The sequence below is a fragment of the Rummeliibacillus sp. SL167 genome (assembly GCF_007896505.1).
Classification (GTDB): domain Bacteria; phylum Bacillota; class Bacilli; order Bacillales_A; family Planococcaceae; genus Rummeliibacillus; species Rummeliibacillus suwonensis.
The window spans coordinates 119,012-145,329 of the sequence record NZ_VCBM01000002.1; the positions used below are offsets into that span (position 1 = coordinate 119,012).

At 35.8% G+C, this 26,318-nt stretch carries 23 protein-coding genes; 13 read left to right on the top strand and 10 right to left on the bottom strand.

The genetic code is table 11. The annotated features are described in order from the left end of the window. Positions 1-99: 99 nt before the first annotated feature. The gene (locus FEZ13_RS12010) at positions 100-834 is read left to right on the top strand and encodes a glycerophosphodiester phosphodiesterase (RefSeq protein ID WP_146550277.1); all 735 of its coding nucleotides are present in this window, start codon (positions 100-102) and stop codon (positions 832-834) included. 424 nt (positions 835-1,258) lie between these two features. Here the strand turns inward: FEZ13_RS12010 and FEZ13_RS12015 are convergent, their stop codons facing one another. Then, a complete protein-coding gene (locus FEZ13_RS12015) occupies positions 1,259-2,281 on the bottom strand; it encodes a DUF2804 domain-containing protein (RefSeq protein WP_146552907.1) in 1,023 nt (340 codons plus the stop codon). Between the two features lie 180 nt (positions 2,282-2,461). Here FEZ13_RS12015 and FEZ13_RS12020 point away from each other — a divergent pair, with 180 nt between their 5' ends. Together FEZ13_RS12020 and FEZ13_RS12025 are read left to right on the top strand one after the other, a co-directional pair. Next, the gene (locus tag FEZ13_RS12020) at positions 2,462-2,941 is read left to right on the top strand and encodes an amidase domain-containing protein (RefSeq protein ID WP_146550271.1); all 480 of its coding nucleotides are present in this window, start codon (positions 2,462-2,464) and stop codon (positions 2,939-2,941) included. A gap of 118 nt (positions 2,942-3,059) precedes the next feature. After that, positions 3,060-3,638, top strand: coding sequence for a nitroreductase family protein (locus FEZ13_RS12025; RefSeq protein WP_146552908.1), 579 nt, complete (start codon positions 3,060-3,062; stop codon positions 3,636-3,638). A 282-nt stretch (positions 3,639-3,920) separates the two neighbouring features. On the opposite strand, the gene FEZ13_RS12030 is transcribed toward FEZ13_RS12025, so the two are convergent. Next, positions 3,921-5,303, bottom strand: a complete 1,383-nt coding sequence (locus tag FEZ13_RS12030) for a dipeptidase (protein WP_146552909.1) — start codon at positions 5,301-5,303, stop codon at positions 3,921-3,923. A gap of 160 nt (positions 5,304-5,463) precedes the next feature. Between FEZ13_RS12030 and FEZ13_RS12035 the strand changes: the two genes are divergently transcribed. The 3 genes from FEZ13_RS12035 to FEZ13_RS12040 all read left to right on the top strand — a co-directional run bounded on the left by FEZ13_RS12035 (position 5,464) and on the right by FEZ13_RS12040 (position 8,024). Continuing rightward, entirely contained in the window at positions 5,464-6,699 is a 1,236-nt protein-coding gene (locus tag FEZ13_RS12035; RefSeq protein ID WP_146552910.1) for a hemolysin family protein, read from the top strand. 207 nt (positions 6,700-6,906) lie between these two features. Then, the gene (locus tag FEZ13_RS19585) at positions 6,907-7,065 is read left to right on the top strand and encodes a hypothetical protein (protein ID WP_186725897.1); all 159 of its coding nucleotides are present in this window, start codon (positions 6,907-6,909) and stop codon (positions 7,063-7,065) included. A 410-nt stretch (positions 7,066-7,475) separates the two neighbouring features. Continuing rightward, on the top strand, positions 7,476-8,024 hold the full coding sequence (locus FEZ13_RS12040; RefSeq protein WP_146550267.1) for an RNA polymerase sigma factor: 549 nt from the start codon (positions 7,476-7,478) through the stop codon (positions 8,022-8,024). A 603-nt stretch (positions 8,025-8,627) separates the two neighbouring features. Here the strand turns inward: FEZ13_RS12040 and FEZ13_RS12045 are convergent. The 6 genes from FEZ13_RS12045 to FEZ13_RS12070 all read right to left on the bottom strand — a co-directional run bounded on the left by FEZ13_RS12045 (position 8,628) and on the right by FEZ13_RS12070 (position 14,127). Next, positions 8,628-9,053: a MarR family winged helix-turn-helix transcriptional regulator gene (locus FEZ13_RS12045; RefSeq protein ID WP_146552911.1), complete on the bottom strand. Its 426-nt coding sequence runs from the start codon at positions 9,051-9,053 to the stop codon at positions 8,628-8,630. 24 nt (positions 9,054-9,077) lie between these two features. Continuing rightward, positions 9,078-9,482, bottom strand: coding sequence for a transcriptional regulator Spx (gene spx / locus FEZ13_RS12050; RefSeq protein WP_146550265.1), 405 nt, complete (start codon positions 9,480-9,482; stop codon positions 9,078-9,080). Positions 9,483-9,733: 251 nt separating this feature from the next. After that, positions 9,734-10,621: a YitT family protein gene (locus FEZ13_RS12055; protein ID WP_146550264.1), complete on the bottom strand. Its 888-nt coding sequence runs from the start codon at positions 10,619-10,621 to the stop codon at positions 9,734-9,736. A 345-nt stretch (positions 10,622-10,966) separates the two neighbouring features. Next, positions 10,967-12,529, bottom strand: coding sequence for an ABC-F family ATP-binding cassette domain-containing protein (locus FEZ13_RS12060; protein ID WP_146552912.1), 1,563 nt, complete (start codon positions 12,527-12,529; stop codon positions 10,967-10,969). A 285-nt stretch (positions 12,530-12,814) separates the two neighbouring features. Then, positions 12,815-13,003, bottom strand: a complete 189-nt coding sequence (locus FEZ13_RS12065; protein ID WP_146550262.1) for an SE1832 family protein — start codon at positions 13,001-13,003, stop codon at positions 12,815-12,817. Positions 13,004-13,050: 47 nt separating this feature from the next. Continuing rightward, positions 13,051-14,127 carry a PseG/SpsG family protein gene (locus FEZ13_RS12070; protein ID WP_146552913.1) on the bottom strand — a complete coding sequence of 359 codons (1,077 nt, stop codon included), beginning with the start codon at positions 14,125-14,127 and terminating at the stop codon, positions 13,051-13,053. A gap of 278 nt (positions 14,128-14,405) precedes the next feature. Here FEZ13_RS12070 and FEZ13_RS12075 point away from each other — a divergent pair, with 278 nt between their 5' ends. From FEZ13_RS12075 to abc-f, 3 genes are all read left to right on the top strand, one after another. Continuing rightward, positions 14,406-14,969 (top strand): NADPH-dependent FMN reductase, encoded by a 564-nt coding sequence (locus tag FEZ13_RS12075; RefSeq protein WP_146552914.1) that lies wholly within the window; start codon positions 14,406-14,408, stop codon positions 14,967-14,969. Between the two features lie 116 nt (positions 14,970-15,085). Further along, the gene (locus FEZ13_RS19590) at positions 15,086-15,226 is read left to right on the top strand and encodes an RAxF-45 family protein (protein ID WP_186725898.1); all 141 of its coding nucleotides are present in this window, start codon (positions 15,086-15,088) and stop codon (positions 15,224-15,226) included. 101 nt (positions 15,227-15,327) lie between these two features. Beyond that, positions 15,328-16,866, top strand: coding sequence for a ribosomal protection-like ABC-F family protein (gene abc-f / locus FEZ13_RS12080; RefSeq protein WP_255473152.1), 1,539 nt, complete (start codon positions 15,328-15,330; stop codon positions 16,864-16,866). Between the two features lie 388 nt (positions 16,867-17,254). Here abc-f and FEZ13_RS12085 read toward each other — a convergent pair whose 3' ends face one another. Then, positions 17,255-19,444, bottom strand: coding sequence for a DNA topoisomerase III (locus FEZ13_RS12085; protein ID WP_146552915.1), 2,190 nt, complete (start codon positions 19,442-19,444; stop codon positions 17,255-17,257). A 1,046-nt stretch (positions 19,445-20,490) separates the two neighbouring features. Here FEZ13_RS12085 and FEZ13_RS12090 point away from each other — a divergent pair. Together FEZ13_RS12090 and ybaK are read left to right on the top strand one after the other, a co-directional pair. After that, positions 20,491-21,144, top strand: a complete 654-nt coding sequence (locus tag FEZ13_RS12090) for a hypothetical protein (protein ID WP_146552916.1) — start codon at positions 20,491-20,493, stop codon at positions 21,142-21,144. Between the two features lie 15 nt (positions 21,145-21,159). Further along, on the top strand, positions 21,160-21,642 hold the full coding sequence (gene ybaK, locus FEZ13_RS12095) for a Cys-tRNA(Pro) deacylase (RefSeq protein WP_146552917.1): 483 nt from the start codon (positions 21,160-21,162) through the stop codon (positions 21,640-21,642). Between the two features lie 293 nt (positions 21,643-21,935). Here ybaK and FEZ13_RS19595 read toward each other — a convergent pair whose 3' ends face one another. Further along, positions 21,936-22,109 carry a hypothetical protein gene (locus FEZ13_RS19595; protein ID WP_186725899.1) on the bottom strand — a complete coding sequence of 58 codons (174 nt, stop codon included), beginning with the start codon at positions 22,107-22,109 and terminating at the stop codon, positions 21,936-21,938. A gap of 274 nt (positions 22,110-22,383) precedes the next feature. Here FEZ13_RS19595 and FEZ13_RS12100 point away from each other — a divergent pair, with 274 nt between their 5' ends. Together FEZ13_RS12100 and FEZ13_RS12105 are read left to right on the top strand one after the other, a co-directional pair. Next, on the top strand, positions 22,384-23,580 hold the full coding sequence (locus tag FEZ13_RS12100; protein WP_186725918.1) for a glycine C-acetyltransferase: 1,197 nt from the start codon (positions 22,384-22,386) through the stop codon (positions 23,578-23,580). Positions 23,581-24,136: 556 nt separating this feature from the next. Then, positions 24,137-25,822: a methyl-accepting chemotaxis protein gene (locus FEZ13_RS12105; protein WP_186725900.1), complete on the top strand. Its 1,686-nt coding sequence runs from the start codon at positions 24,137-24,139 to the stop codon at positions 25,820-25,822. Positions 25,823-26,318 lie beyond the last annotated feature (496 nt).

The window sequence follows — 26,318 nt, forward strand, 5'->3', positions numbered from 1 at the left end:
ACGCTTATTACTCATTTAAATGAAGTTTAACATTGTTTAAAAGCTGCCAGAGCGGTAGGATAAAAGTGATAAGTAAAAAAATCGCTGGAGGAAAATCAGATGAATATATTTGCGCATCGTGGCGCATCAGGTACCTATCCGGAAAATACATTACTTGCATTTAGAGAAGCAGCTAAAATGCCAATTTACGGTGTTGAATTAGATGTTCAGCGTACAAAAGATGGTGTCTTAGTCATTAATCATGATGAAAAAATAGATCGCACATCAAATGGCAAAGGCTATATTCGGGATATGACGTTTGAAGAGATTCGTTCCTATGATTTTGGCATATGGAAAGGCGAGCAATTTGCAGGCGAAAAAATACCTACACTTGATGAAGTGCTTGATGTTTTCAGAACGACACATCATATGATCAATATTGAATTGAAAACAGATGTCTTCGAATACCCCGGTCTTGAAGATGATGTGATCGAAACAGTGAAGTCACATGATATGATGGAGCGTGTATTATTTTCATCATTTGACCACGAAATCGTAGAAAGAGTTCTCGAAAAAGCGGCCTACAATGAAGTCGGTGCATTATTTATGAAGATTTTAGTGAATCTTGATGCGTATGGACAAATGCTTGGTACAAATGCCCTTCATATTTCACTCGTTGCTGCTAAGCGTGAATCTGCGAAGAAAGCGATAAAAGCTGGAAATAAAGTGCGAGTATACACCGTCAATACACCGGAGGATTATGACTTTTTAGAGAGTATGGGAGTAGATGCTGTATTTACGGATTATCCAGAGCTATTATATCGTCACGCATTTAGCAAAAGATATGAATGTTAAAATGGACAAGGGTAATAGAAAGCTTTTTTGAAAATAAAGGATATTAATGAATAAAAATTAGTTTTTTATAAGAATCTAAAAAGTATTTTACTACTTCAAGCATCAGCTAAGAGGGGATGGTTCATCTATCCTATTTCATGCTGCTTAGTGTGCAAGACAAAGGCAGGATAATCTGATCTGAAAAAGTAATACTTCTGCTACATTATGTGAAAAAGAAAGAGCGTAGAATGGCATTGAACCAATATTCTATGCTCTTTTACTGATGTATAGAAGTTTCATTTGATCCTGTCGTGTATAAACAGACAGCGAGCTTCTCCTTTAAAACATACAATAAGAGAAGGGAGCAACTATCAATAAAAATCTAATCGTTTCAACTAACATCCAGTAGTAAAGGGAATACACTGGGGGAAAGTTTCATATTATATTACCATTTTGCAATATGCTCTTCTATTGTTCCAAGTAATTGCTGAATAGGGATATATCGGTCATTTTCTAAACGGATGCGGCCATTATAGTAGCCTACCATTTGGTGAACAGTAGATTTTATGAGTTTTATATCCGTTGTCGCTTCACGTTCAAAAAATGGTGTAAATGTAAGATGTACATCATGTGTGAATTTTGTTTGAATATACCAAGGCTGCATGAAGTTTTTATTATTATATTTAAAGATGACATCTTCATGGATCTTTTTCATCTTGCCATCAATAAAAATAGCGTTTTCAGTCATGCCTGTTCCATCTGTCCATTGACCACCGAAGTTTAAACCAATACGATGATTACCGTAACGTTGCGATGCCATTCCCCAATTCCAAATGGCTTGTCGGGGCCATACACCTCGTCCATAGTCGAGAACTGCAAAACAATCTTCTTCATGAAAGCTATAGCGTTTATCTCCAATTTTCACATATCCACTTGCAGGAAGAGAATGATGCTTGGCTGTAAATTGGAAAGTTTGGCGGTTCCACGGAATAACAACATTTAGTGACTCATCTTCCTGTGGATGTTTAATGGTTAAGTCAGCATGCAAGAGATCATCATCAAAATCGGGTATTGTCACCGTCATTTGTGTTTCTCCTTGGGAATACAGTATTTGAAGTTTCAGATCATTATTAGTAAGCGAGATCGTTTCTAAAACATTCTCGGGCATCTTCAACCTACTACCAAGAGGGATTGTCACCGTTTTTTCAAAATACCTCTGGGTTTCATATTCTAAGAAATAAACAAAACAAACTGCTACATAATCTAGGTGACTAATGGTTGCCGAAAACATAATATCATCACCAAATATACACCAATAATTCCACTTTTTCTTGCGCATGAAATGACCCTTTAAATTACATTGAATGATAGGCTTTCTAGCGTAACCGATAGCAGCAGGATTCAAGTTGCCTTTTTTATCGCATAGTAATGTTGTGTCAACAATCTCTTTTTCAGCGTGCTGAGTCAATTCAAACATCCTTTCGAACAAAAATAAGAGATATATAAAGTTAGTTGTTCTAATTGTACCAAAAAATATGTGATTTTGGTCACTTCATTACGGTAAATATAATTAGTTTGTTGCTAATCTTTAGAAAAAGTATCAATCGGAGCTGTCCAAACATAAGGTAACTACAGGAGGTTATGGACTATGTACAATAGGCAAGCGGCTGTTGACTATGCTAATCGTTGGTGGAACAACTTCAATCCTGCATTTCCAAAATTTGATGATGATTGTACCAATTTTATCTCGCAATGTTTGTTAGCAGGAGGGGCACCAATGACAGGTGCACCCAATCGTGCAAAAGGCTGGTGGTTGAAAGGAGGCACCTGGAGTTATAGCTGGACTACTTCGAATGCACTTCGCTGGTATGTGGAAACTTCTAAAAAAGGGTTAGTCGGGAAGAGGGTTTCAAGTGTCAGTGAGCTACGTTTAGGTGATCTAATCTTTATCGATTTTGATGGGGATGGAAGAATCAATCATTCATTAATCATCACTAGTATTGTTAAAGGGGTACCATATGTGAATGCACATACGACAAATAGTTATCATCGATTATGGACATATGAAGATTCAAGTGCATATACGCCAAATATAAAATATTATTTCTTTCAAATAGATGTAATTTAAACAAGGTGACGGTGTTCTTTTTTTATATTTTAGACGGATTGTGGTAAGGTGAAGAAAGATAATATACATACAAGTATATTCACCATAAAATTATGTTCGTTTTATAGGAGTGATGATAATGAGTGAACAATCTTTAACAGTTAAAGAAGCAATTCGTGGACGTCGTTCTATAAAATTATTCAACGGTCAGCCAGTAGATCGTGAAGATTTAATAGAAATCATTAACACAGCAGTATGGGCGCCAAATCATGGCAACCGTCAGCCTTGGCGTATCATCTTGGCATGTGATGCGGGCTTAGATGCTGTAAAAGAGCTGATTCGCGAATATGCAGTACCAGAGTGGAAAGAACTTTCTGAAGAAGTGCTTGCGAAAAAAATGCAAAAATTCGCTACACCAGGGGCTTATGCATTTGTCATTGTACCTCAGGATGTTCGCCAAAAAGAACGTTATGAAGATTTTGCAGCGGCTAGCAGCTTTATTCAAAATATACAGTTGTTAGCGTGGGATGAGGGGATTGGTGCATGCTGGAAAACACCAAACTGGATTGATCATCCAAAATTCCGTGCATCATTAGGTGTAAAACCAGAAGAACGAATTATCAGCATGCTTCAATTCGGTTATTTTGATACGATTCCTCACGAAAAACCACGTAAATCTGCTGAAGAAATCGTTACCTTCTTTGGAGAAAAAGAATAATTTCATCAGTGATCATTCGCTTTAAAGAAATAAATATAGTGTAATCAGTGTTCAACGATGTCACCCGAAATCTGTAATTGTTCACCTTAATTTAGGTCAAAAATTAATATAGTTGGTGTTTCACCGTTGAAAAAGCAAAAGTACAATTCAGATTGTTGCTCTATCCTGAATTGTACTTTTTTCCTTTTTAGACGATCTTAAAGTTTTGCATTATAGTTGGATCTGCACCAAAAGTCGTGGTCGATGTTTAATCATAAATCACAAGCTATAATGGTGAACTAATTATTTTGGTAAATTAGCGATTTCATCATAATAATTACTAACAACCCGAAGGCCTTTATCAAAGTTTTCTAAATGAAAATGTTCGTTTGGTGCATGGAAGTTTTCAGTTGATAAAGCAAAGCCCATCATAATGACGGGTACGCCTAAAATTTCATCAAATGTAGCAACGATCGGGATGGATCCACCGGCACGAATATAGGCTGTTTTCACATGATATTGTGTTTCATAGGAGCGGCCAGCAGCTTGGATGTAAGGGTGGTCAAGTGGTGTGATAAAAGGTTTTCCTTTATCAAAATCAGTCACTGTGATATCGACACCTGCTGGTTTATGTTTTTCAATATGCGCACGTAATTGTTCTACGATTTCTTCAGGATCTTGATCTGGAACTAAGCGGCAAGTAATTTTAGCGCCAGCAGTTGCGGGAAGAACCGTTTTAATCCCTTCACCAGAAAAGCCACCAAACACGCCGTTTACTTCTAAAGTTGGACGAGCCCAAGTTCGTTCAAGATACGTATAGCCTTCTTCACCATATAATTCTTTTACACCGGCTTCTTTTTTAATGCTTTCTTCGTCAAAATCTAAGGCTTCATAAGCCGCTTTTTCAGCAGCTGTAATCGGACGAACCTTATCATAGAAGCCTTCTACTGCAATAGAGCCATGCTCATCGTGGAATGATGAAAGAATATCGGCTAGAGCATGTATAGGATTTTGAACACCACCGCCATAAATACCTGAATGAAGGTCTCCCTTTGCAGCACGAACATCAATTTGAACACCTGTTAATCCACGTAATGCATAACATACAGCTGGACGCCCTGGTGCATAAAGGCTTGTATCTGAGATCAATACTAGGTCTGTAGCAAGTTCATCTTTGTGTGCTTCAACAAATGCAGGAAGATGTACGCTGCCGATTTCTTCTTCGCCTTCAATTAAGAATTTTATGTTGACAGGTAATGTACCATTTTCTTTCATGAAGCCTTCAATGACTTTTACATGCATGAACACTTGTCCTTTATCATCGCTTGATCCACGTGCATATAAAATATTGTCACGGATCTCAGGTTTAAAAGGATCACTATCCCATAATTCGATAGGATCTACTGGTTGGACATCATAGTGACCATAAACTAAAACAGTTGGCTTGCCCTCAGCATGTAACCAATTGGCTGTTACAACTGGATGCCCTGCTGTTTCATGGATTTTCATATTTTCTAGTCCAGCATTTTTCATGGAGTTCCCAAGGAAAGCAGCGGCTTTTTTCATATCTTCTTTATGTTCAGATAAAGAACTGATGCTTGGGATAGATAAAAATTGTTTCATTTCTTCGAGTTGTTGATCACGATGTGTAGTAAAGTAAGTATCTAATGCTTCCAATTGACTCACTCAAATCCCTCATTTCAGTATTTCGATAATAGAATTATTATATCACAGCCAGCTTTTTATTGAGAAAGTGCAGCCCTCTGAAACACAGGAATCGTTAAAATATGGTATATTATAAAGTATATATTTTGTGCGGAAGAACAGTCTTTTGGGAGGAATATAGTTGGAATTTTTCGGGTTAATCATCTGTTTGCTCATCTCATTTTTCTCTTCGGGAAGTGAAACAGCTCTAACAGCTATCAGTAGGATGAAGATCCAATTGCGGGCAAACCAAGGGGATCGTATGTCTCAAAAACTCAACCTTTTAATTGCTCAACAGGATCGTATGATCACGACGATATTAATTATCAATAATACAGTGAACATTTTGATGCCGACATTATTGACGATTATTGCCTTGCGTCATGGTTGGAAAGTTTCAGTGGCTACGACGATTTTAACGATTATTATTATCGTATTTGGTGAAGTATTGCCGAAGACGATTGCTGTTACATTTGCTGATCGACTTGCCTACGTAGTAGCGCCGATTATTGCATTATGCGTCAAAATCTTTACGCCAATTACTTGGATTTTGCAGCGCTTTACGAATATATTTATCCGTATTATTTCAAATGGGGCAGTGACTAAAGCGACTTTAACAAAAGAAGAATTAAGAGGAATTGTTGATGTTGCGTCAACAGAAGGTACATTTGATGAAAGTGAATCTGATCGATTGAAGGAAATGTTGGATTTTCCAGACAAAGATGTATCAGATGTAATGAGTACACATCGTACGGATGTTATTGGTTTAACAGTTGACGCTACATATGACGAGGTAAGAAATACGATTTTAGAGTATTCGTTTACTCGCTATCCAGTTTATGAAGAAAGTTTAGATAATATAGTGGGGATGTTTTATTCAAAAAAATTCGTAGAATGGTCATTAGATCCATCAAAAAAACTGGTTGATTTCGTGGATACAGAACCCTTATTTGTCGTTTCCACTGTGAGTGTTGAAAAGGTATTTACGATGATGCTTACACAAAAGAAACATTTAGCGATTGTATTAGATGAGTATGGCGGTACACTTGGAATCGTTTCACATGAAGACATAATTGAAGAAATGATCGGTCTAGAAATCGAAGACGAGTCGGATGAAGAAGAAAAGTCATTAGTTTACGAATTAACAGGAGATAAGCTAGTATGTCACGGTCGATTAGAGATCGAAGAAGCCAATGAAATCTTCCATGTTCATATTCCTCAAGATCACGAAACAGTTGGCGGATTTGTGCTTGAACAAAGCCTGCATATTCCTGAAACAGGTGAATCGTTTGATTTTGAAAATCTTCATATCGTTGTCAATGAGGTAGATGATAACCGAATTACCAAATTGACCATTACAAAACAACCGATAAAGTGAATTTGGATACAGTAATCCAAACAGTGTCAGGTAACATAGAGGCGATAGCTTATTTTAAATAAATTGCTTCTTTATACATTTTTTATTGCTTTATGATAAAAATGTAGATAAATTATTGATTTCAGATGAAGGATTATTTTGAAAAAAATATAAATACGCAAGGCGTGTTGATTATCCGATTTTGCCCATAAAAGCAGGAAGAATTTGTTGATTGCAGCGAAGGCTTGCACGACTCATGCGGGCGAACGCTGGGGGCAACAGGATGTTGGTCACGGAGTCGTTGCCACAGGACGTGGCGCACTACAATTCCGTTCCTTCAATCGCTACGCTGCGGGGTCTCTATTCGCTTTTCCCGCGGGACATTGAATGGACTTCCTCGAATCACACCGCACGAAGGAAATGCTTGCATTTTCGAGGAGTCGAGCAAGCCGTGGCGAAGATCTATATAAATGGTTTTAAAAATACAGAGTTTTTCGAAAATTGTACCAAATATGCATTCCTAATTTTTGTAAAATCAACATGTGTGATAATTTTAATTGGGGGAAACTAGCTAAAAATAATTTTGCCTCCTAACAATGCTATATAGATGGCATTGGGTAAATCTCAGATGGCTTTAAAACCCTTGAGATCATTCATATAAAACGAATATTACATCTTTCATTTACAAACCTTACATGAATGTAATAAAATTGAAAGTTAATCCGATAGAGTGAAAGCTTTGTTTTTGCGAAAATAGGTTTATCAAAGCAAGATGATAAACCCGGAGGATGTTAAAAATGAAAACTACACTTGAACAAGTTTATGAAGAATACAATCGTTACATATATCATTTATGTTTGAAACTGACTCGCAATAGTGCAGAGGCAGAAGACTTAATGCAAGAAGTTTGGGTAAAGGTTGTCCGTTATGAATCATATGTTGCAGAAGTTGAACATGTGAAAGCATGGCTTACTACTATTTGTATGAATACTTTTCGTGATCGCTATCGAAAAAATGTTCGCCGCAGCAAATATATGATGAGTCAACCTGAAACATTAGACGTACCAGTATTAGATTTGGTTCCCAATGAAGACCCATCTACTGAAACAGTGGTGGAACAAGAAGTTATTTCTAAAATTGTACAAGATAAGATCAGCCAGTTAGATAGTATCTATCGCAATACGCTTTTGTATTTCTATGTAAATCAATATTCTTTAGTAGAAATTGCTGAATTGATGAAAGTGTCAATAGGAACCGTGAAGTCTCGTCTGTTCCGCGCTAAACAACGTTTAAAAGATCTTATGATGTCTGATGCAACATCAGCAGAAGTCGTACTACCAGCTTAGAAATTCATTTAATCACTGCAACACACAATCTATGCAGAGGTTGTTGGCTGTGAATAAAAATACAAGAAGGAGTTGTCTCTTGATTTTTTGAGGGATAACTTCTTTTTTGCAATGATAGCTGGGGGAGATGTTTATATTCAATTGAGAGTGGAAAGTGACGACTTCTCGAAGATGCATAAGGATCTCCTTCATATGGTGGGTTGTTGATTAGTGAAATCAATTCAAGGGCCTATGAGAAAAGTATGAGTCTTGAAATGCCGGTCATAGCGAAAGGGGAGGCTCAAACCCACAGCCTAAGAAAGCAAGCCATAGCGGAAATCAGCTAATACTCTATATTGAAATGGATAAAATTGGATAATGGACACATCTGATTAAAAGCAAAAAGGCACCATTCATCGCTATATTTCGTCATATAAAACACCCCAAAAGTTAAGTCTTTTACTCTAACTTCTGGGGTGCAGTACCGAATTGTACTTTTTTATTTTTCAAACAGCTACTCTTGCATCTTGGAGGCACGCCTTTTTTGTTCTAAATAATTGCTTTTTACAAAGATATAATAATAAAATTTCACATGGTTTATAAAAACAAGGATTTTCTTTTGCCTTATCCAAGTAAGCATTTAGAGAAAATAGATCGCAAAGAATCAATCTCTTCTTCTGTGAGCATTCCAAACATACGATCAACAATATTGGTAATATGTTCATGAGCGGTTTTTAAAAGTTCATGTCCTGTATCAGTAATCTCAAGTTGAGAAGCGCGGCGATCGGTTTCGTTTTGTGTTTTGTTAATATAACCTGCTTTTGTCAACTTAGTAGTAAGTACAGTGACTCCACCTGTCGTAACATGAAGTTTTTCTGCTAGAGCAGAAGGACGCATAGGTCCTTCTGCATCAAGCAAATCAAGTATGAATATATGTGTTTTAGACAATCCTATTGTATTGTGACTATTCCACTCATTTGCCCATTTTCTTTCTAGCGAAGATACGATTTCAAAAAGGGAAGTGATACTTTCTCTTCTTGCCTCATTCATAATTTTCATCTCCAAAATGTATCATTAGCTTTCGTATGATAAACGTTGCATTTCATACAGTTCATAAGCGCGGACTTTTCGTGGGATAAAGCGGCGAATGTCCATTTCGTTATAGCCAACTTGAAGACGCTTGTCATCTAGAAGGATAGGGCTGCGTAACATTTTTGGATGATCTTTTATGATGCTATACAGTTCTTGTATAGACAGTTGTTCAATGTCACAATTTAAGTTTTTAAAGTCTTTAGAGTTTTTTGAAATGATTTCATCGGTACCATCTTCAGTCATGCTTAGGATGCGTTTGAATTCTGAAAGTGTCAAAGGTTCAGATGTAATACGTTTTTCTTTATAAGATATATCATTGTCCCGTAGCCATTGTAAAGCTTTTTTTGACGAAGTACAGCTTGTTTGAGTATAAATTGTAACTGTCATATGGATTCCCACTTTCTTTATCTTTATTATATTTATATCTTACCAGTAAGATATAAATAAATCAATAGAATTTTAAGAAAAAAAGAGTGAAATTTATGAAAAAATGAGCAAATTCGCGAAATGTTTATTTTATCAGTTTCTCATAGGAATCTACATGGGGTGTTTTTTGTACCTCAAAAAAAAATAGTATGCTAGAAGCGATCCTAGCATACTTTTTTTATCTTTGGGACAATCCCATGCTATGAATAAAGTTAGTGAATATCCTTTTTCTTAAAATTGCCACCTAGAATTTCAGTCATATTGCTGAAGGCCAAGAATGCCGTTGGATCAACGTCTTCTACAATGGATTTTAGTTTTGCTTCTTCTAATCGGTTAATGGCACAGAAGATAACTTGTTTGTCATCTTTTGAATAGCCACCTCTACCGTTAAGATAAGTAATCCCATGACCTAACCGATCCATAATGGCTTCACCAATTTCTTCTGCTTGGTCACTAATAATCCAAATTGACTTTGTTTGGTTGAAGCCTTCTGACACAAGATCAATTGTTTTAAAAGCTATGAAGTAAGCGATTAAAGAATACATGGCACGGTCGAAGCCGAATACAAATCCAGCACTCCCTAAGATGAATAGATTCATGAATAAAATGATTTGTCCAACAGAGAATGGTAGCTTTTTATTGAATAAAATAGCTAATGTTTCGCTACCATCCAAACAGCCTCCAGCACGAATAGCGATCCCAACACCTATGCCGAGCATAATCCCACCGAGCACGGTTGCTAAAAGCGTATCATTTGTAAATACTTGTCCATGTGGAAAAAAAGATGTTGCAAGAGATAATACGACAATTCCATATGCTACTGAAATAGCAAAACTTTTGCCAATTTGTTTATACCCTAAATAGAGAAATGGTAAGTTGAATAAAAAGAGGAATAGACCAAGAGATATGCCTGTTATGTGAGATGCCATCATAGCAATACCCGTAACACCGCCATCAATTAAATGATTGGGGATCAGTACTCTTTCAAGACCAATAGCCATGATTAAAGCACCAAGAGTGATAAAAGCAAAGCGCAAAATAATCCTTTTATGTTTTGCTTTCCTTTTCGATATACTATCTGATTTGTCATTGTTGCCCATAGAAACACCATCCTTATATCTTTTTTACCATGAATAATTATACGTTTTCAAGTGATAGGTATGGAAAATAAAAAATTTTTTCATAGGAGACTTTAATAAAAAGAATGATGAAGCATATAAAATATAGAGTTGTTCAAAGTTTAATATAAAAACTCAGGCGTGTTGATTAATTTTGTTCATAAAAATAGGGAACTTCGTTAAACGCTTATCGAAAATGAAACGAGCATCCCAAAAAGCTTTAAAATAACCTTTAAGAAAGCTCGCTTATATAAGTGTATGAGACAAATCTGATCATCGCCATTTTCGACAAGCAAATATGTTTTCTCTAAAGAAATGTTGTCGTTATTATTGATGTCCTTGAGCAAACCACTCTGCGACATTCCATACTTTTGTGACAAGGCTATCATAGAATTCTGGTTCGTGGCTGACCAAAACGATGGTTCCCTTATATTCTTTCATGGCCCGTTTTAGTTCGTTTTTGGCATCGATATCTAAGTGGTTTGTTGGTTCGTCGAAAAGCATCCAGTTACTTTCTTCCATCATTAATTTACACAATCGAACTTTTGCTTGTTCGCCACCGCTTAATTGGTTGAGTGGGCGGGAAATATGTTCATTTTTTAAGCCTGTTTTCGCAAGTAATGCTCGAACCGTTGCTTGTTCTAAAGAAGGGAAAGCATTCCATACATCATCAATGGGTGTAATCGATTCAGCTTTTACTTCTTGCTCAAAATAAGAAGGGAATAAGAAATCACCATGGTCGACTTTACCGCCAAGTGCTGGGATTTTGCCTAATATAGTTTTTAATAATGTCGATTTACCAATACCATTCATCCCAACGAGGGCGATTTTTTCACCACGTTCAATCTGGAAAGTAAGTGGCGGAAGCAATGGCTTATTCTTGTCATAACCGATTAGTAAATTTTCAGCCTCTACCACATAACGACTAGAGCTACGAGCTTCTTTAAAGGAAAATTGAGGCTTCGCAGCTGTTTCAGGACGATCAATCCGCTCCATGCGATCCAATTGTTTTTGACGAGATTTTGCACGACCAGTAGTTGAAAATCGAGCTTTGTTTTTGGCGATAAAGGTTTCTTGCTTTTTGATAAATTCTTGTTGCTTTTCATAAGCATCTATATGTTGGCGCTTATTGATTTCTGCAAGCTCAAGGAATTTTTCATAAGTCGCAGTATAACGTGTTAGTTTTGAAAATTCCAAGTGAAAAATAACATTGACGATACCATTCATAAATTCTGTATCATGTGAGATTAATAAAAAGGCATGCGGATAATCTTTCAAATAATTACTTAACCAATTGATATGTTCTTCATCTAAATAGTTTGTTGGTTCGTCTAATAGTAAAACTTTTGGCTTTTCTAAAAGGAGTTTTGCAAGTAAAAGCTTTGTACGCTGACCACCAGATAGTGCAGTAACATCACGATCCAAACCGATTGCATCAAGGCCAAGTCCCCGAGCCACTTCTTCGATTTTCATATCCAATGAATAGAAATCGCCGGCATCTAAGGCATCCTGTATAACAGCCATATCTTCAAGAAGTTTTTCTAATTCTTCAGGTGTAGCATCAGCCATTTTAGCTGTAATTTCGTTAAGTTCTTCTTCTTTTTTGTAAAGAGGTAAAAAAGCATCACGTAATGTATCATGCATAGTTCTACCAGGTGTCAATACAGCGTGTTGGTCTAAATAGCCATAGTGTGTGCCTGGAAGCCATTCCACACGTCCTGTATCGTGAATAAGTTTTCCTGTTAGGATATGCATCAATGTGGATTTACCAACACCGTTTGCACCAACAAGACCAACATGTTCTCCTTCTACAATTCGAAAAGAGACATCTTTGAATAGGGTACGATCGCCAAAAGTATGGCCTAATTTTTCAACTGTTAATATACTCATTGATTTTGGGTCCTCCGTATCCATGCATAGAGTATGCATGGGTAGTGTAATTAGTAGTGTATTGGATAAAGCGAACTTCATTCAGTGGTGGATTTTCATCTTCCTCACTCACCGTGAATGGGTTGAACCGATTCGATCTAGCTTATACAGACAGTCGCTTCATACAACTTTTGTTTTACGGGAATTACAGAGTAGGTCTTGCTGCCTGTTTATGCGGGATAAAAGGTATCTATTTAAAATCCATCGAACAGTAAAAGCGCCTCTGTGAAGGCAGGCGCTTGGGGATTATTCATAAGCTTTTAACTGTTTGTTTAATTCAGCTAGCTGTTGCTCCATATCGGCAAGTCGTTTTTCAGCTTTTTCAATCAGTTCAGGATATCCTGTAGATTCTAACTTTTCGATATCGCCTTGTTGACGAATATAGTCGCTTTTTAATTCAGCGATTTGGAATAGTATTTCATCTTTCATTGGCATGTTCAATCTCCTTTATGGATAAGATCAATTGAAGTTCTATCTTTTTGTTATTGTATCATACCACTTGTTTTTTTGGCTTGCTCTTCTACTAAAAAAGCAGTTGATTTTGTTCGGCTGGAGATAAAACTTTTTAATAATGACTGAATGTATTGATTATTGCGATTTAAATCAATATTGAGTTGTTTACGAACCGCATGTTCGCGCCTTGCATCATGTAACAGAAATTCCATGACTGCATTTTGCAAGAGAGATTGTTTTAGTTTTTTACCCAATCCTAGATTAATAAAACCATTCGTTTCAGTAGGGAAAATATGCTGCATATCTAATTCATCTTGACAAGTTACAATACAAGGGATACCGATTGTCGCAACTTTATAAGGGGTATATTTTGCACCACAAATAACGATATCTGCCGTGCCTAGTAACTCATAAAAGGCATTGTTTTTTTGGATGATCTTAATATTTTTTCGGCTAAGTGCCATTAATTTAAGTTCATCTATATCATGTGCATAACTAGACTGTATGATAACCGATATTTTAATAGGAATTTGCAATTGTAATAAATGGCGTAAAACACGATAACTGGTGTTGTCCGGATCCATACCTTCGATTGCCACAACAATATGAGGTTTGTCGGATGAATCATTTGCTGTTTTTTGGATCGCCTGTAATTGCTTTGGTACAACATATGAAGAAGGGCCAATTAAAAAATGTGGTAATAATTTTTCACGCTTTTCTTGATAAAGTGTTTGAAAAACACAGTTTGCAGCTGTTCCGCCATCTCCAAAATCATCAAAATGAAGAATTGTGGGAATAAACGTCTTTAAATGATCGACCAAAGGCAATTCAGTACTCCCTGCATCATGAATAAGTATATCAGGGGAGAGCCTAGAAAGTTCTGATATCAATTGTTTTTCGTTTTTATAAACAATTGGATTGAAACCTTTTTGAATAAGAAAATCAATCGCTTGTTCGTCGTGTTGAACAAGTATCTGAGTTTGCTGTTTATCGAACATTGTAGAGAGCGTAATGATTCTTTCGATCGGGTAAAGATTGTGGCAAGAAGTTACAGCTCCTACAAAGGCTATCTTTTTCGTTGTTTCCTCATTATTTTGATATTTCATACATCTCCATCCTTTCCACTGCTCTTTTCAATTTATGGGATGAAGATGTGTAATATGTATAAAATCATCGTGAAACTCTAGGAACTTTGGATACTCTCCATAAGAAGCAAAAATGCTCGTCCATCCTGACTTACAAAAAATCTATATATAACTGTAAAAATGATTTTATTTTTCCGTCAAAAGACTGATTTATTTGTTATTTTAAGCGTGACACCTTATATAGGGCTGCTGCATTTGTTACAATAACTTTAGGAATTCTGAATTGGAGGAAACAACTTATGAAAATCTTACTTGTTGACGGCACCATCATAGGACGAAAAACAGGTGCTATTTTAGAGCAAGTTGAGCAATATATTAAAGAATTTGACCATCATTTAGAAATTGAACAATTGCATTTAGCTGATTTTGATCATCAATTCGTGGATGGCCGCCCATTTGACGAATACAATGATGATATGAAAAAATTGGTAAAAACAATTGAGGGAGCAGATGGCTATATTTTTGCAACACCCATTTTCCAAGGCTCTATCCCAGGTGTTTTAAAGAATACATTTGACTTTCTTCATCCAAAAGCATTGCGATATAAACCAGTTTCAATCGTTGCAAATGGAGGCACTTATCAACATCATTTAGTAGTGGAAAATCAGTTAAAACCAATTCTTGATTATTTCCGCGCATTAGTAACACCTAACTATGTTTATACACATGCTGGTCATTTTGATAAAGAGTACAAAATTATTGATGAAGACGTCCATGAACGACTTCGTGAAATGGCACGTGTCTTTGTGAAATATTGCAGATTAAGTGAGGATCTACCAAAAGAAACGATTGACCAACATTAGATGCAACAATAAGTTACTCTAATTAAAAAGCATAACGATCCTTTCCTGTATAAGATTGTTATGAATTGGATGATATGCTATAATTTATTTAATAGATTTGAATGGAGGTGAAAAGAATGAAAAATTCAGCTATGGTGACAAGTGTAAATGTAGATACAGCTATGTATTTTGCACGTGTCATTACTTTTGATTTTGCTCATAACGGGATAACTATGTCCTTTTTTAAAGCAAATCAAATAAAAAACGTAGCTGATTAACCATTCTTTTCACCTATTTTTAAAAAGAAGAGACTGCTCGTTAATGAGCAGTCTTTTTTGTATGTGAAGACTTTTCCGCTACGTATTCGGAGGGAAAGAAAATGTCTATAAAGGCAGAAAACATCACCAAGTCATTTGGTGGTCATATGATTTTTGAAAATCTAACAGTTGAAGTTCAGACAGCTGAACATGTAGCTATAGTAGGGAATAATGGATGCGGGAAAACAACATTGTTACAATTATTAGCCGGTGTAGAAATACCTGATGAAGGAAGGATCATAAAAAAGAAAGATCATATGATTGGCTATTTGCATCAAATTCCTTTTTATCCTGATTATTCAGTAATAGATGTCTTAATGGAAGCATTTTCTCCACTATTGACGATTCAGCGCAAAATGGCAGAACTTGAGCAACAAATGGCAGTAGCAGAAAAACTTGAAAAAGTATTAAATGAATATGGACAATTACAGGAACAATTTATGCAATCAGGCGGTTATGAAATAGAGTCCAAGATAACAAGTGTCGCCAATGGCTTAGGAATTTATCAATTGCTGGAGCAGCCTTTTGAAAATCTGAGTGGTGGCGAAAAAACAAAGGTTATGCTAGAACAGCTTTTGCTTCAAAATCCTTCTATTTTGTTGTTAGATGAGCCGACCAATCATTTAGATTTACTAGCTATTGAGTGGTTAGAGGAATATATCAAAAATTTTACTGGTACAGTACTTGTTGTTTCGCATGACCGCCAATTTATGAATAATGTTGTACAAAAAGTAATCGAGCTAGAAGATGGAGAAGCGAGTATTTTCCATGGAAATTATGATGACTATGTAAGGGGAAAAGAAGAACAGATTGCTCAACAATTTGCCCAATATCAGGAGCAACAAAAAAAGATTAAAAAAATGAAAGAAGCCATTAAACGTCTAAGACAATGGGCGAATGAAGCATCACCGCCCAATCCAGATTTATATCGTAAAGCAAAGAGTATGGAAAAAGCTCTGGCTCGAATAGAATTAGTTAAAAAGCCAAAAAACAGTCAGAAAATGCGCTTACAATTAGAGGCCAAGGATCGAAGCGGTAAAGAAGTCATTTCCGTTAAGAATGCTACAAGGATTTATAAGACAACATTGCTGAAAGACGTTAGTTTTTCTGTATATTGGCAAGATCGTTTAGCGATCGTGGGCGAAAACGGTACAGGAAAATCCACCTTACTCAAAATGATGCTTGGGGAGGTGAAGCCAGATAGAGGACAGTGTATCATTGGTCGTAATGTGAAAATTGGTTATCTTGCTCAACAATTTGAAACGTTTGATGACCAAGCTAGATTAATCGATGCCTTCCGTGAAAATATCTCTATGACTGAAGGAGAAGCAAGGCATGTACTCGCACAGTTTCTATTCTATGGCTTTGATGTATATAAAAAAGTGTGTGATTTAAGTGGTGGGGAGAAAATGCGCTTACGGCTTGCTCAACTGATGCAGCAAGATATCAATTTATTGATTTTGGACGAACCGACCAATCATTTAGATATTGAATCGCGAGAAGTATTAGAGGATAACCTTCAAAATTTTACAGGAACCATCATTGCAGTAAGCCATGATCTATTTTTTACAAAAAATTTTTACGAGGATTGCGTGGATTGAACACCAAACCGTGACAATTCATCAAGGCGATTATCAATGGGCGAAGGAAAAGCAACAGGCAAAAAGTTTCCAGTTTAAAAACAAACGCGACTAAAGTGAAAAAAGATAAATCTTTTGTTATCCAAGTAACCAATTAAAAATGTAATTGGGATGCAAAAGTCTAATATATCTAGCTATACAATAAGAAAAGGGAGTTACGAATATATTCATGGATATTCGTAACTCCTTTGTCTTTGCATTCAAATTATTTTTATCTATATGAACAGAACGTAAACTCCTCACTTCAAACTTCAAATTAAAAGCAGGGAGCACTGATTGATTCAACGCATATGCAGTAGAGAATGAAGAAAACCGCTACTGCGTGAAATTTCCTTCATTAGAAAATCATTTAGTCCAGCTTCATGTCTTTTAATAACTCTGCAAATGGATTATTAGCCGCTTCTTCTTTTTGTTGTTTTTTTAAATACTTTTGCACACTTCGTTTATCCACTTTTCCGTTACCTTCCTTTTCGCGGCGGGCTTTAAAGGCAGATAGTTTTTCTCGATAGCCACATTTGCATGCAAAGAATTGACCTTCACCCTCTCCTCGTAGCTCCATTTTCTTTTTACATTGAGGGCAGCGAGCATTAGTGATACGTGATACATTTTTTCGATAACCACATTCCCGATCTTGGCAGACGAGCATTTTGCCTTTTTTCCCATTGACTTCAAGCATTGGCTTCCCACAATCTGGACAGCATTTAGAGGAAATATTGTCATGCTTATATTTTTTGTTACTTTTTTTAATTTCCATAACGATTTTTTTTGTATGATCCTTCATTTCATTGATGAACAGGTCTTTTTTGAGCTTTCCTTTTGCAATTAGCTCAAGTTTTTGTTCCCATTCTGCTGTTGTTGCGGGTGATTTTAATTCTTCTGGCACTAAGTCCAGCAACTGCCGTCCTTTAGAGGTGATAAAGATCTCTTTGCCACCTCTTTTTTCGATTAGGAATGAGTTGAATAATTTATCGATAATGTCGGCACGCGTGGCAACTGTACCGAGTCCACCTGTTGATCTTAGTGTATCTGCTAACTTTTTATCGTTTGATTCCATATATTTTGTAGGGTTTTCCATAGCAGATAGTAAGGTAGCTTCTGTAAAACGAGCTGGTGGTTTTGTTTGACCAGACGTTTGTATAATGGATTTTGTTTTTAATATATCGCCTTTTTCAAGCTGAGGTAACCGTTGTTCTTTTATATCATCCGTTGTTTCTTCATCATCAAAATGATTGGCGTATATTTCTTTCCAACCAGCATTGAGGATCAATTTACCCTTAGCGATAAATTGTTGCGTACCTATTTTTGCTTTTACAGTTAATTGTTCATATTCAAAGGCAGGGTACAGCACTGCTAAAAAACGTTTTATGACAAGGTCATATATTTTACGTTCATTACTTGAAAATTTTGCTAAATTTACATACCCTTCAGTTGGGATGATAGCGTGGTGATCGTTTACTTTTTGATCATCTACAAATGCTTTCGTTGCTTTAATCGGTTTTACGGCTATTTTATGAGCATAAGAGCGATATTCTCCTATACCGCATGCTTTTAAACGTTCTGGAAGCGTACCTACGATATCTGAAGACAAATAACGCGAATCCGTACGAGGATAAGTTAAAACTTTATGGTGCTCGTACAATTTTTGCATGATATTTAATGTTTCCTTGGCTGAAAATCCAAAAATTTTGTTGGCATCACGTTGAAGTTCTGTTAAATCGTATAAAGCAGGTGCAAAGGTTTTCTTCATCTTACGTTCAACGGAGAAGATCGTTGCATTTTTATGTTCAAGTGATTGAATGATCGTATCCATCTTTTCTTTTGAAAAGCTGCGACTGCTACCATTTGCATCTTGCCATGTCAATTGAAGTCCATCTGTTGTTTGAATTTCGATGCCATAGTAAGTTCGAGGTTTAAAATGTTTTATTTCATCTTCACGTGCGGCAACCATTGCAACTGTTGGCGTCTGTACACGGCCGCAGTTTAGTTGGGCGTTAAACTTTGTTGTTAAGGCACGACTGGCATTTAAACCGACATACCAATCCGCTTCAGCACGTGCTACTGCCGCAGTATATAAATTTTCATAGGCTTTGCCAGGCTTCAAATGGTTAAATCCGTCTTTAATCGCTTTATCTGTAACGGAGGAGATCCATAATCGCTTAATCGGTTTACGAATTTTGGCTTTTTCAATGATCCAGCGAGCGACTAATTCTCCTTCGCGCCCTGCATCCGTCGCGATAATGATTTCATCGATGTCATTACGATGTAATTGTGCTTTCACAGCATGGAATTGTTTTTGAGTTTGTTTGATAATCACTAATTTCATATGTTGTGGAAGCATAGGAAGATCGTTTAAATTCCATGTTTTATATTTAAGATCATATTCTTCAGGATCAGCTAAAGTGACTAAATGTCCTAAAGCCCACGTAACGATATAGTTGTTTCCTTCCAAAAATCCATTGCCCTTCTTTGTACACTTCAAAACATTTGCTATATCACGTGCAACAGAAGGCTTTTCCGCAATTACAATTTTTTTTGCCATTTTTCGAACTCCTTTACTAACCATGTCCCGTCTACTATACCATAGTTTTAGAGAAGAAAATGTGACGACACCTTACAGCAATGAAAACTTGATGGTCTACCTATAGAAAGGCTATCTACAGGAAAACAAAAGTACTAACTGTCTTGAGAGACAAAGTCCTCCTATTAAGTTTTACAACAATGCATTGTTTCTTTTGATGAGAGTTGACTGCAATGGAAAGTGTAATTCTTCGAAATGACATTGCATTTTCTTCGTGCGATGCTGACTCTATGTGGTTCATTGATAGTCTTATAGGAAAAAGTGCACGAGATATAGTAAAGGAATCTTGCAAGCACTGTGAATATGCTTTTGATGAAGGCAATGATTTGAATTTGTCTGCGAGAAGCGTCCATTTGTTAGTGGAAATGAACAATAGGGGTTAACAGGTCAGAGCATTCATCAAAAGAAAACTAAGCCCCTTTTCTTGTTGGTTAGGTATCTTTGACTATTCTTACTTGGAAGAATGAATTTATGTTTGAGGAAGAAGTATCATTTTTAATTTTTACAATACTGGATCCAGAATATTGTTAAAGGTTTGGCAAAAAGAACCGATTATTATTAATAATATGATTGTTTTTCTAAAAAACAGAAAAATATATTAGAATGAGCTACAAAAGTTTAGATATGATTATAATAGGGATACACTGCTAAATTTACTTGAAACAAGCATTATGTGGTAAAAATATTGGATGTATTTTTGTATGTTCATATGGTCATACAGAAAACGGTCAACTTTTGAAGATCGTAAAAAATGATCAAGTCATACTAAAGTAGCTAAACGTGATATTCAAAAGTATAGGAAAAAGAAAAAAGAGCCAATCGATAATGCTAGGGTCAAAGCATTACAAAATCATTTAGATATAAAGGTTTAATAGAACCACCAATAAATAGTTATATTTTCCCTTGTAATATTATTGGTAGATTTGAGAAAATAGACATTTTTATCTCTCATATATTGTTGCTAATATGATAATAACTATATAAATATTTGAAAAGAGGTGATTGACATGAATGTGACTTCTCTTGTAAATGATCGTTATATTGAAATGGAGAATCGTAAGAGAGCGCTTCGTCAGAAAACGGCAGATGATGCTTACAGAAAAAACGCTCAATATTTTAAGCCTAAATTTAATCCAGCACTCGAAGAACTGGTAGATTTATTGACAGGAAAAAAAGAAAAAGAGCATCAACCAGAAGTTCAAGCGGCTATTCGCGATTTACAACAAAGGAAAGACTATGTAGTACAAAAAGAAGATCCAAGTTTGACTGCGAAAAATGAGGTATCTTCAAATCAATTAACGAACATGGCATCCCATGAGGATACTTATGCTCAAACGCTTGCCATTTTAGAGGATGTACGTGATGCAGCATTAGCTTCTGAGAACCCGAGCGAACAAGATTTACAAGTGGCTGCAACTACTACCGAAACAATTCAAAAAGTACAAGGTCAATCTATTCCAAAAAGCGAATTATCAAATGTTATACAATTGAGTGGGCATGAAAAGTCTGATAGTACCACTGCAATGGATAGTGCTACAATCGCACAAGAAAAGGGGAAACAGCGTCTTTTTAAAAAGGCCATTTCTTTATATTCCTTCCACATGCAAATGGCTAAACAACGATTCCAATTTACAGAGCCAACCATTTATCGTGCTGTCTAGAGGAAGTGATATTCTGTGGCAAAACATAAAATACAAAAAACAAACGCAGTGAGGCTCTTGGATCAACAAAAGATCCCATATATACTTGCGGAGTATGAAGTAGAAGAAGGAAAAATAGATGGTGTTTCGGTTGCTGAGAAGATCCATCAACCTGTAGAAAAAGTTTTTAAAACACTCGTGGCTACGGCTGGTAAAGGAAATCTTTATGTTTTTGTGATCCCAGTAGCTGAAGAATTGAATTTAAAAAAAGCAGCAAAAATTGTTGGGGAAAAGAAGATTGAAATGCTTCATGTAAAGGATTTGCTCCCTAACACAGGTTATATCCGTGGTGGTTGTTCACCAATCGGCATGAAAAAGCATTATCCAACATTTGTCGATATTTCTGCTGAACAAGTGGAAGAAATGTATGTGAGTGCAGGGAAGATCGGTATGCAAATTCTTATTACACCAGAGAATCTAGTCAAAGCAGCAGATGGAAGATTCGCGTCACTTACTTGAATTTCATCTTTATCTTGATAATATTAAAAATCAGGGGTAGCGTGCTAAATACTTGTCTCTTTAAAAGGAGTTTCCCAGAAAACAAGTGGGAGACTCTTTTTTTGTCGATAAAAGATGTAATTATTAACAGTTGTTAAATAGTTTTTACAATTGATTTCTATATTTGAATCAATTTCATCAATCATTTTCTTCTTAAAAAATACGAACATTTAATAATAACTAATTTTGATAGTTGTGGAGCGGAAGACGGCGACCCCTCGAAAATGCGTGCATTTTCTTCGTGCGGTGTTAGTTCAGGGAGGTTTATGCAAAGTCCTACGGGAAAAGCTTGAGCTGAAAGCCCCGCAGGAACAATTTAAGGGACAAAGCCTAAGTGCGCCACGTCCTGTGGCAACGATTCCGTGACCAACATCCTGTTGCCCCCAGCATTCGCCCGCATGAGTCGTGCAAGCCTTCGCTGTAATCAACGAATCTCCCTATTTTTATGGATTATATTGGATAATCAACACGCCTGTTAAATTCTTTTACTAGAGCCATTTAAATAAAATTAACGACTTTTGAAGTGAGAAGTAACGCTGATTTTCTATAAAAGTATTGTGTTCAAATACAACTGTATTTTTGGGGAGAACAATAAAAGATGATTTATAAAGGAATACAAGTAATATTTTTATAATAGTTCTTTTCAGGTGTACAAAATGATAAAGGTATATGCTACAATATCGGTATACTCGTATGAAAGGGATGAAGACCTTGTCAAACGTACTCAATACGTTCGTTAATAAGAATTTACAACAGCTTCGCGACCAAGGCTTATATAATGAAATAGATCCTGTAGAAGGTGCTAATGGTCCAATTATTCAAGTACGTGGTAAGAAACTAATCAACTTATCTTCTAATAACTATTTAGGTTTAGCTACAAATCCGGAATTGAAGGAAATTGCTAAGAAAACGATCGATGTTTATGGTGTAGGTGCAGGGGCTGTCCGTACGATTAACGGAACGCTCGATTTACACGTTAAATTAGAAGAAAAATTAGCTGAATTTAAGGGAACAGAGGCTGCGATCTCCTATCAATCTGGTTTTAACTGTAATATGGCAGCTATCTCTGCTGTTATGGATAAAAATGATGCGATTCTTTCTGACCAATTAAATCATGCTTCTATTATTGATGGTTGTCGTCTCTCAAGAGCAAAAATTATTGCATATAATCACTCTGATATGGAAGATCTTCATAAAAAGGCAAAAGAAGCAACAGAATCCGGTCTTTACAATAAAGTCATGGTCATTACTGACGGTGTTTTTTCTATGGATGGTGATATTGCAAAGCTTCCTGAAATCGTTGAAATCGCAAAAGAATTCGACCTTATTACATATGTCGATGATGCGCACGGCACAGGTGTAACAGGTAAGGGAAAGGGGACTGTTAAGCATTTTGGTTTACAAAATGACATCGACTTCCAAATCGGTACATTATCAAAGGCCATTGGTGTAGTTGGTGGATATGTAGCTGGTAAGAAAAACCTAATTGATTGGTTAAAGGTCCGTTCACGTCCATTCTTATTCTCCACAGCTCTACCACCAGGTGACGTAGCTGCGATCACTCGAGCAGTTCAAATGTTAATCGATTCAACAGAGCTTTGTGATAAGCTTTGGGAAAATGGAAATTACCTAAAGGCAGGTTTGAAAAGGCTTGGCTTTAACATCGGTCATTCTGAAACACCGATAACGCCATGTATTATCGGCGATGAAAAACTAACACAACAATTTTCATCTCGCTTAATCGAAGAAGGAGTCTATGCAAAAGCTATTGTTTTCCCAACTGTGCCTAAAGGTACGGGACGTGTACGCAATATGCCAACTGCTGCACATACAAAAGAAATGCTGGATAACGCGCTTGCTATTTATGAAAGAGTAGGAAAAGAGCTTGATGTTATCTAAAAATCTATCCAAGCGATTTAATCGTTATGACAAGATGTTTTCATCTGTCATAACGATTTTTTTGTTCATTTTAATCATCATTTTTTACATCTGGATTTATATGACATATGATGTTAATTTGTCATATGTGAAATTGTAATAAGATCACTATTATGGATCAAAAAGTTCACAAAATGTTTGCGCATACAACTACATGATCGTTTATAAAACGTATATATATTAATATATTAAAATAATAATTAAATGAAGTTTAACAGTTAACATATCAATGATAGGTATATATAGATTTTGTAAGTGTTATAAAATAACTATAATAAAAATAGGTTTTAATAACTATATATTAGATGTTTTATATAAAATAAAAAGATTTTATGTGAAAAAAGAATCAGTTTATCATTAAAAAATTCATTCATCCAATAAAGTTAAAAATTTTTAAATAATTTTAAAAAAGAATAGAAATTATATTATTAAATTGATATAGTAATTAATATCTATTTTCTTTTAAAATGTCATGAGTAATCAGTAGGCCGTGACAATTATAATGGGGGGCGACAGTATGAGTATTAGTAAAAAGCTATATTTAGCATTTTCCATATTGATTATTTTTATGGTCGTTATTACGATTACTGGATATGTACAATTAAAAAATATACAAAATACATATCATGAGATTTTAGATCAACGTGTAGCAAAAACGATGACGATTAAAGAGATTAAATACGCCTCTGCTATGCAAGGTACATTTGTTACTTCATATGCATTAAATCCGATCCAAGACAATTTAGATAGCTTAAAGGAGCAGCAGGAGCATGTCTCCAAAATTATAAAAGAAGTTGAACTTGGCTTAAAATCAGGACCAATGAAACAAGAACTAGAAAATATTAAAAATAATCAAGATATCTTTTTAAAAAGTACACAAAGTGCTATTGAGATGGTTGATAAAGGAAATAAATTTCAAGCGGCGGATATCATCGCTAGTGAATCTCGCCCTGCTAATGAAATGATTTTAAGTAGTGTAGAAAGAATTGTGGATGATCAAACAAAGCTGATGAATGAAAGTCGTCAAGCAGCAGAAGATAGCGTACAACAGGGGATCATCATAATGTTAACAGCTGCATTCATCGGTCTATTAGTTGCCATTGGATGCTCATTATTTATAACGAAAAAAATCACGAAATCTATACGTGCTTTAGATAAGGCAGCTATTACTATTGCAAAAGGAGATCTAACACATCCTGATATCATCGTTCATACAAAAGATGAGATCCATTCTTTAGCACAATCATTCAATTCCATGAAAACCAATTTACAGGCATTAATTTCAGAGGTAATGGAAAATGTTGAACATACAACGGCTGTTGCAGAAGAATTAACAGCTAGTACGGATGAAGTCGCAGTTACCTCTCATGATGTCGCCGAGAAATTGGCGATGATTCACGAGGGAGCGAATTCAACGTCTAAAGTGGGGAATGAATGTGCAACTGCTATAGAGGAGACTGCCAGCAGTGTGCAAACCATTGCGAATGCTACCCAAGAAGTGCATAGTAAAGCCGTGGAGACGCAAGAAATAGCGCAAAAGGGAAATGGAACATTGCAAACAACTTCCAACCAATTAAAAGTTATTCAAAAATCTTCATCTATGACAAGAGATAAGATTCGAAAACTAAGCCAACAATCAGCAGAAATTGGCAATATCACGAAGGTCATCACGGAAATTACAGATCAAACGAATTTACTTGCTTTAAATGCAGCGATCGAAGCAGCTCGTGCAGGTGTGCATGGAAAAGGTTTTGCAGTAGTAGCTGATGAAGTAAGAAAATTAGCAGAAGCATCTAGAAATTCTGCTGAAAAAATCGTTCATCTAACGTCGGTTATTCAATCGGATACAGCAGAGGTTGAGGATGCTGTCGAAGTGACAGTATCAAATGTTGATGATGGTGTTAACTTTATACAGAAGGCTCAGCAAGCATTCGATGAAATTTTAAATTCGGTGGATGACATGACACAGAAGACGGAACATATATCGTCAGCAACACAACAAGTATCCGCTTCTACAGAGGAGGTTGCCGCATCTGTTCAAGAAATGGCGCAAACTGCAAATGTTGCAGTAAATGAAACAGAAACAATTGTTGCTATTACAGAAGAACAAGTTGCGACAATTGCAGATATTAACGCTGCCTCTAAAACATTGACAGCTAGTACAGTTCACCTACAAGAGCAAGTTCAACGCTTTAAAGTATAATCATTGCGTATAAATTTTGGATGTCAGTATATCTATGGGATTAGAGTCAAAAAGGAAAGTTTATTCAGTATTGACATTTTAGATGCTACTGGATAAAAGTTGAACCAAAATCGCCTTTTACAGGCAGCACCTCTACTTAACTTCTGGGTGTTACTAGAGTGATGAAGAATGGGCTTGCTACATGTTAATGTAAGATAAAGTTTAAAAATGGATCGTGTGAGTAAAGAAATGAAACTCACATGGTCTTTTTTGTGTTGGCTAGGTTGATTAGAAAAATAGGATATGTATTTTTAATTTAAAATGTGTCATAGGATGCAATTTGATACTTTAGTATTTAACTAGGAATTATAAGAATTTGTATTGACTTTTTAGTTGTTAATAATTATAATAAATTTCAAAATAAAATAAAAAACGGAAAATATTTGTTTGGTTCTTTTAACAATAAAAACACTAGAATAATAGAACTTGAACGTAAATCATTTTTAATCTCAAATAG

Coding starts and splice junctions, on each gene's coding strand:
- FEZ13_RS12025 (WP_146552908.1), top strand. CDS start 3,060: ATGAGTGAACAATCTTTAACAGTTAAAGAAGCAATTCGTGGACGTCGT.
- spx (WP_146550265.1), bottom strand. CDS start 9,482: ATGACAGTTACAATTTATACTCAAACAAGCTGTACTTCGTCAAAAAAA.
- FEZ13_RS12020 (WP_146550271.1), top strand. CDS start 2,462: ATGTACAATAGGCAAGCGGCTGTTGACTATGCTAATCGTTGGTGGAAC.
- FEZ13_RS12055 (WP_146550264.1), bottom strand. CDS start 10,621: ATGGGCAACAATGACAAATCAGATAGTATATCGAAAAGGAAAGCAAAA.
- FEZ13_RS12010 (WP_146550277.1), top strand. CDS start 100: ATGAATATATTTGCGCATCGTGGCGCATCAGGTACCTATCCGGAAAAT.
- FEZ13_RS12085 (WP_146552915.1), bottom strand. CDS start 19,444: ATGGCAAAAAAAATTGTAATTGCGGAAAAGCCTTCTGTTGCACGTGAT.
- FEZ13_RS12070 (WP_146552913.1), bottom strand. CDS start 14,127: ATGAAATATCAAAATAATGAGGAAACAACGAAAAAGATAGCCTTTGTA.
- FEZ13_RS12060 (WP_146552912.1), bottom strand. CDS start 12,529: ATGAGTATATTAACAGTTGAAAAATTAGGCCATACTTTTGGCGATCGT.
- FEZ13_RS12075 (WP_146552914.1), top strand. CDS start 14,406: ATGAAAATCTTACTTGTTGACGGCACCATCATAGGACGAAAAACAGGT.
- FEZ13_RS19590 (WP_186725898.1), top strand. CDS start 15,086: ATGAAAAATTCAGCTATGGTGACAAGTGTAAATGTAGATACAGCTATG.
- FEZ13_RS12100 (WP_186725918.1), top strand. CDS start 22,384: ATGAAGACCTTGTCAAACGTACTCAATACGTTCGTTAATAAGAATTTA.
- FEZ13_RS12105 (WP_186725900.1), top strand. CDS start 24,137: ATGAGTATTAGTAAAAAGCTATATTTAGCATTTTCCATATTGATTATT.
- FEZ13_RS12040 (WP_146550267.1), top strand. CDS start 7,476: ATGAAAACTACACTTGAACAAGTTTATGAAGAATACAATCGTTACATA.
- FEZ13_RS12045 (WP_146552911.1), bottom strand. CDS start 9,053: ATGAATGAGGCAAGAAGAGAAAGTATCACTTCCCTTTTTGAAATCGTA.
- FEZ13_RS12090 (WP_146552916.1), top strand. CDS start 20,491: ATGAATGTGACTTCTCTTGTAAATGATCGTTATATTGAAATGGAGAAT.
- FEZ13_RS12065 (WP_146550262.1), bottom strand. CDS start 13,003: ATGCCAATGAAAGATGAAATACTATTCCAAATCGCTGAATTAAAAAGC.
- abc-f (WP_255473152.1), top strand. CDS start 15,328: ATGTCTATAAAGGCAGAAAACATCACCAAGTCATTTGGTGGTCATATG.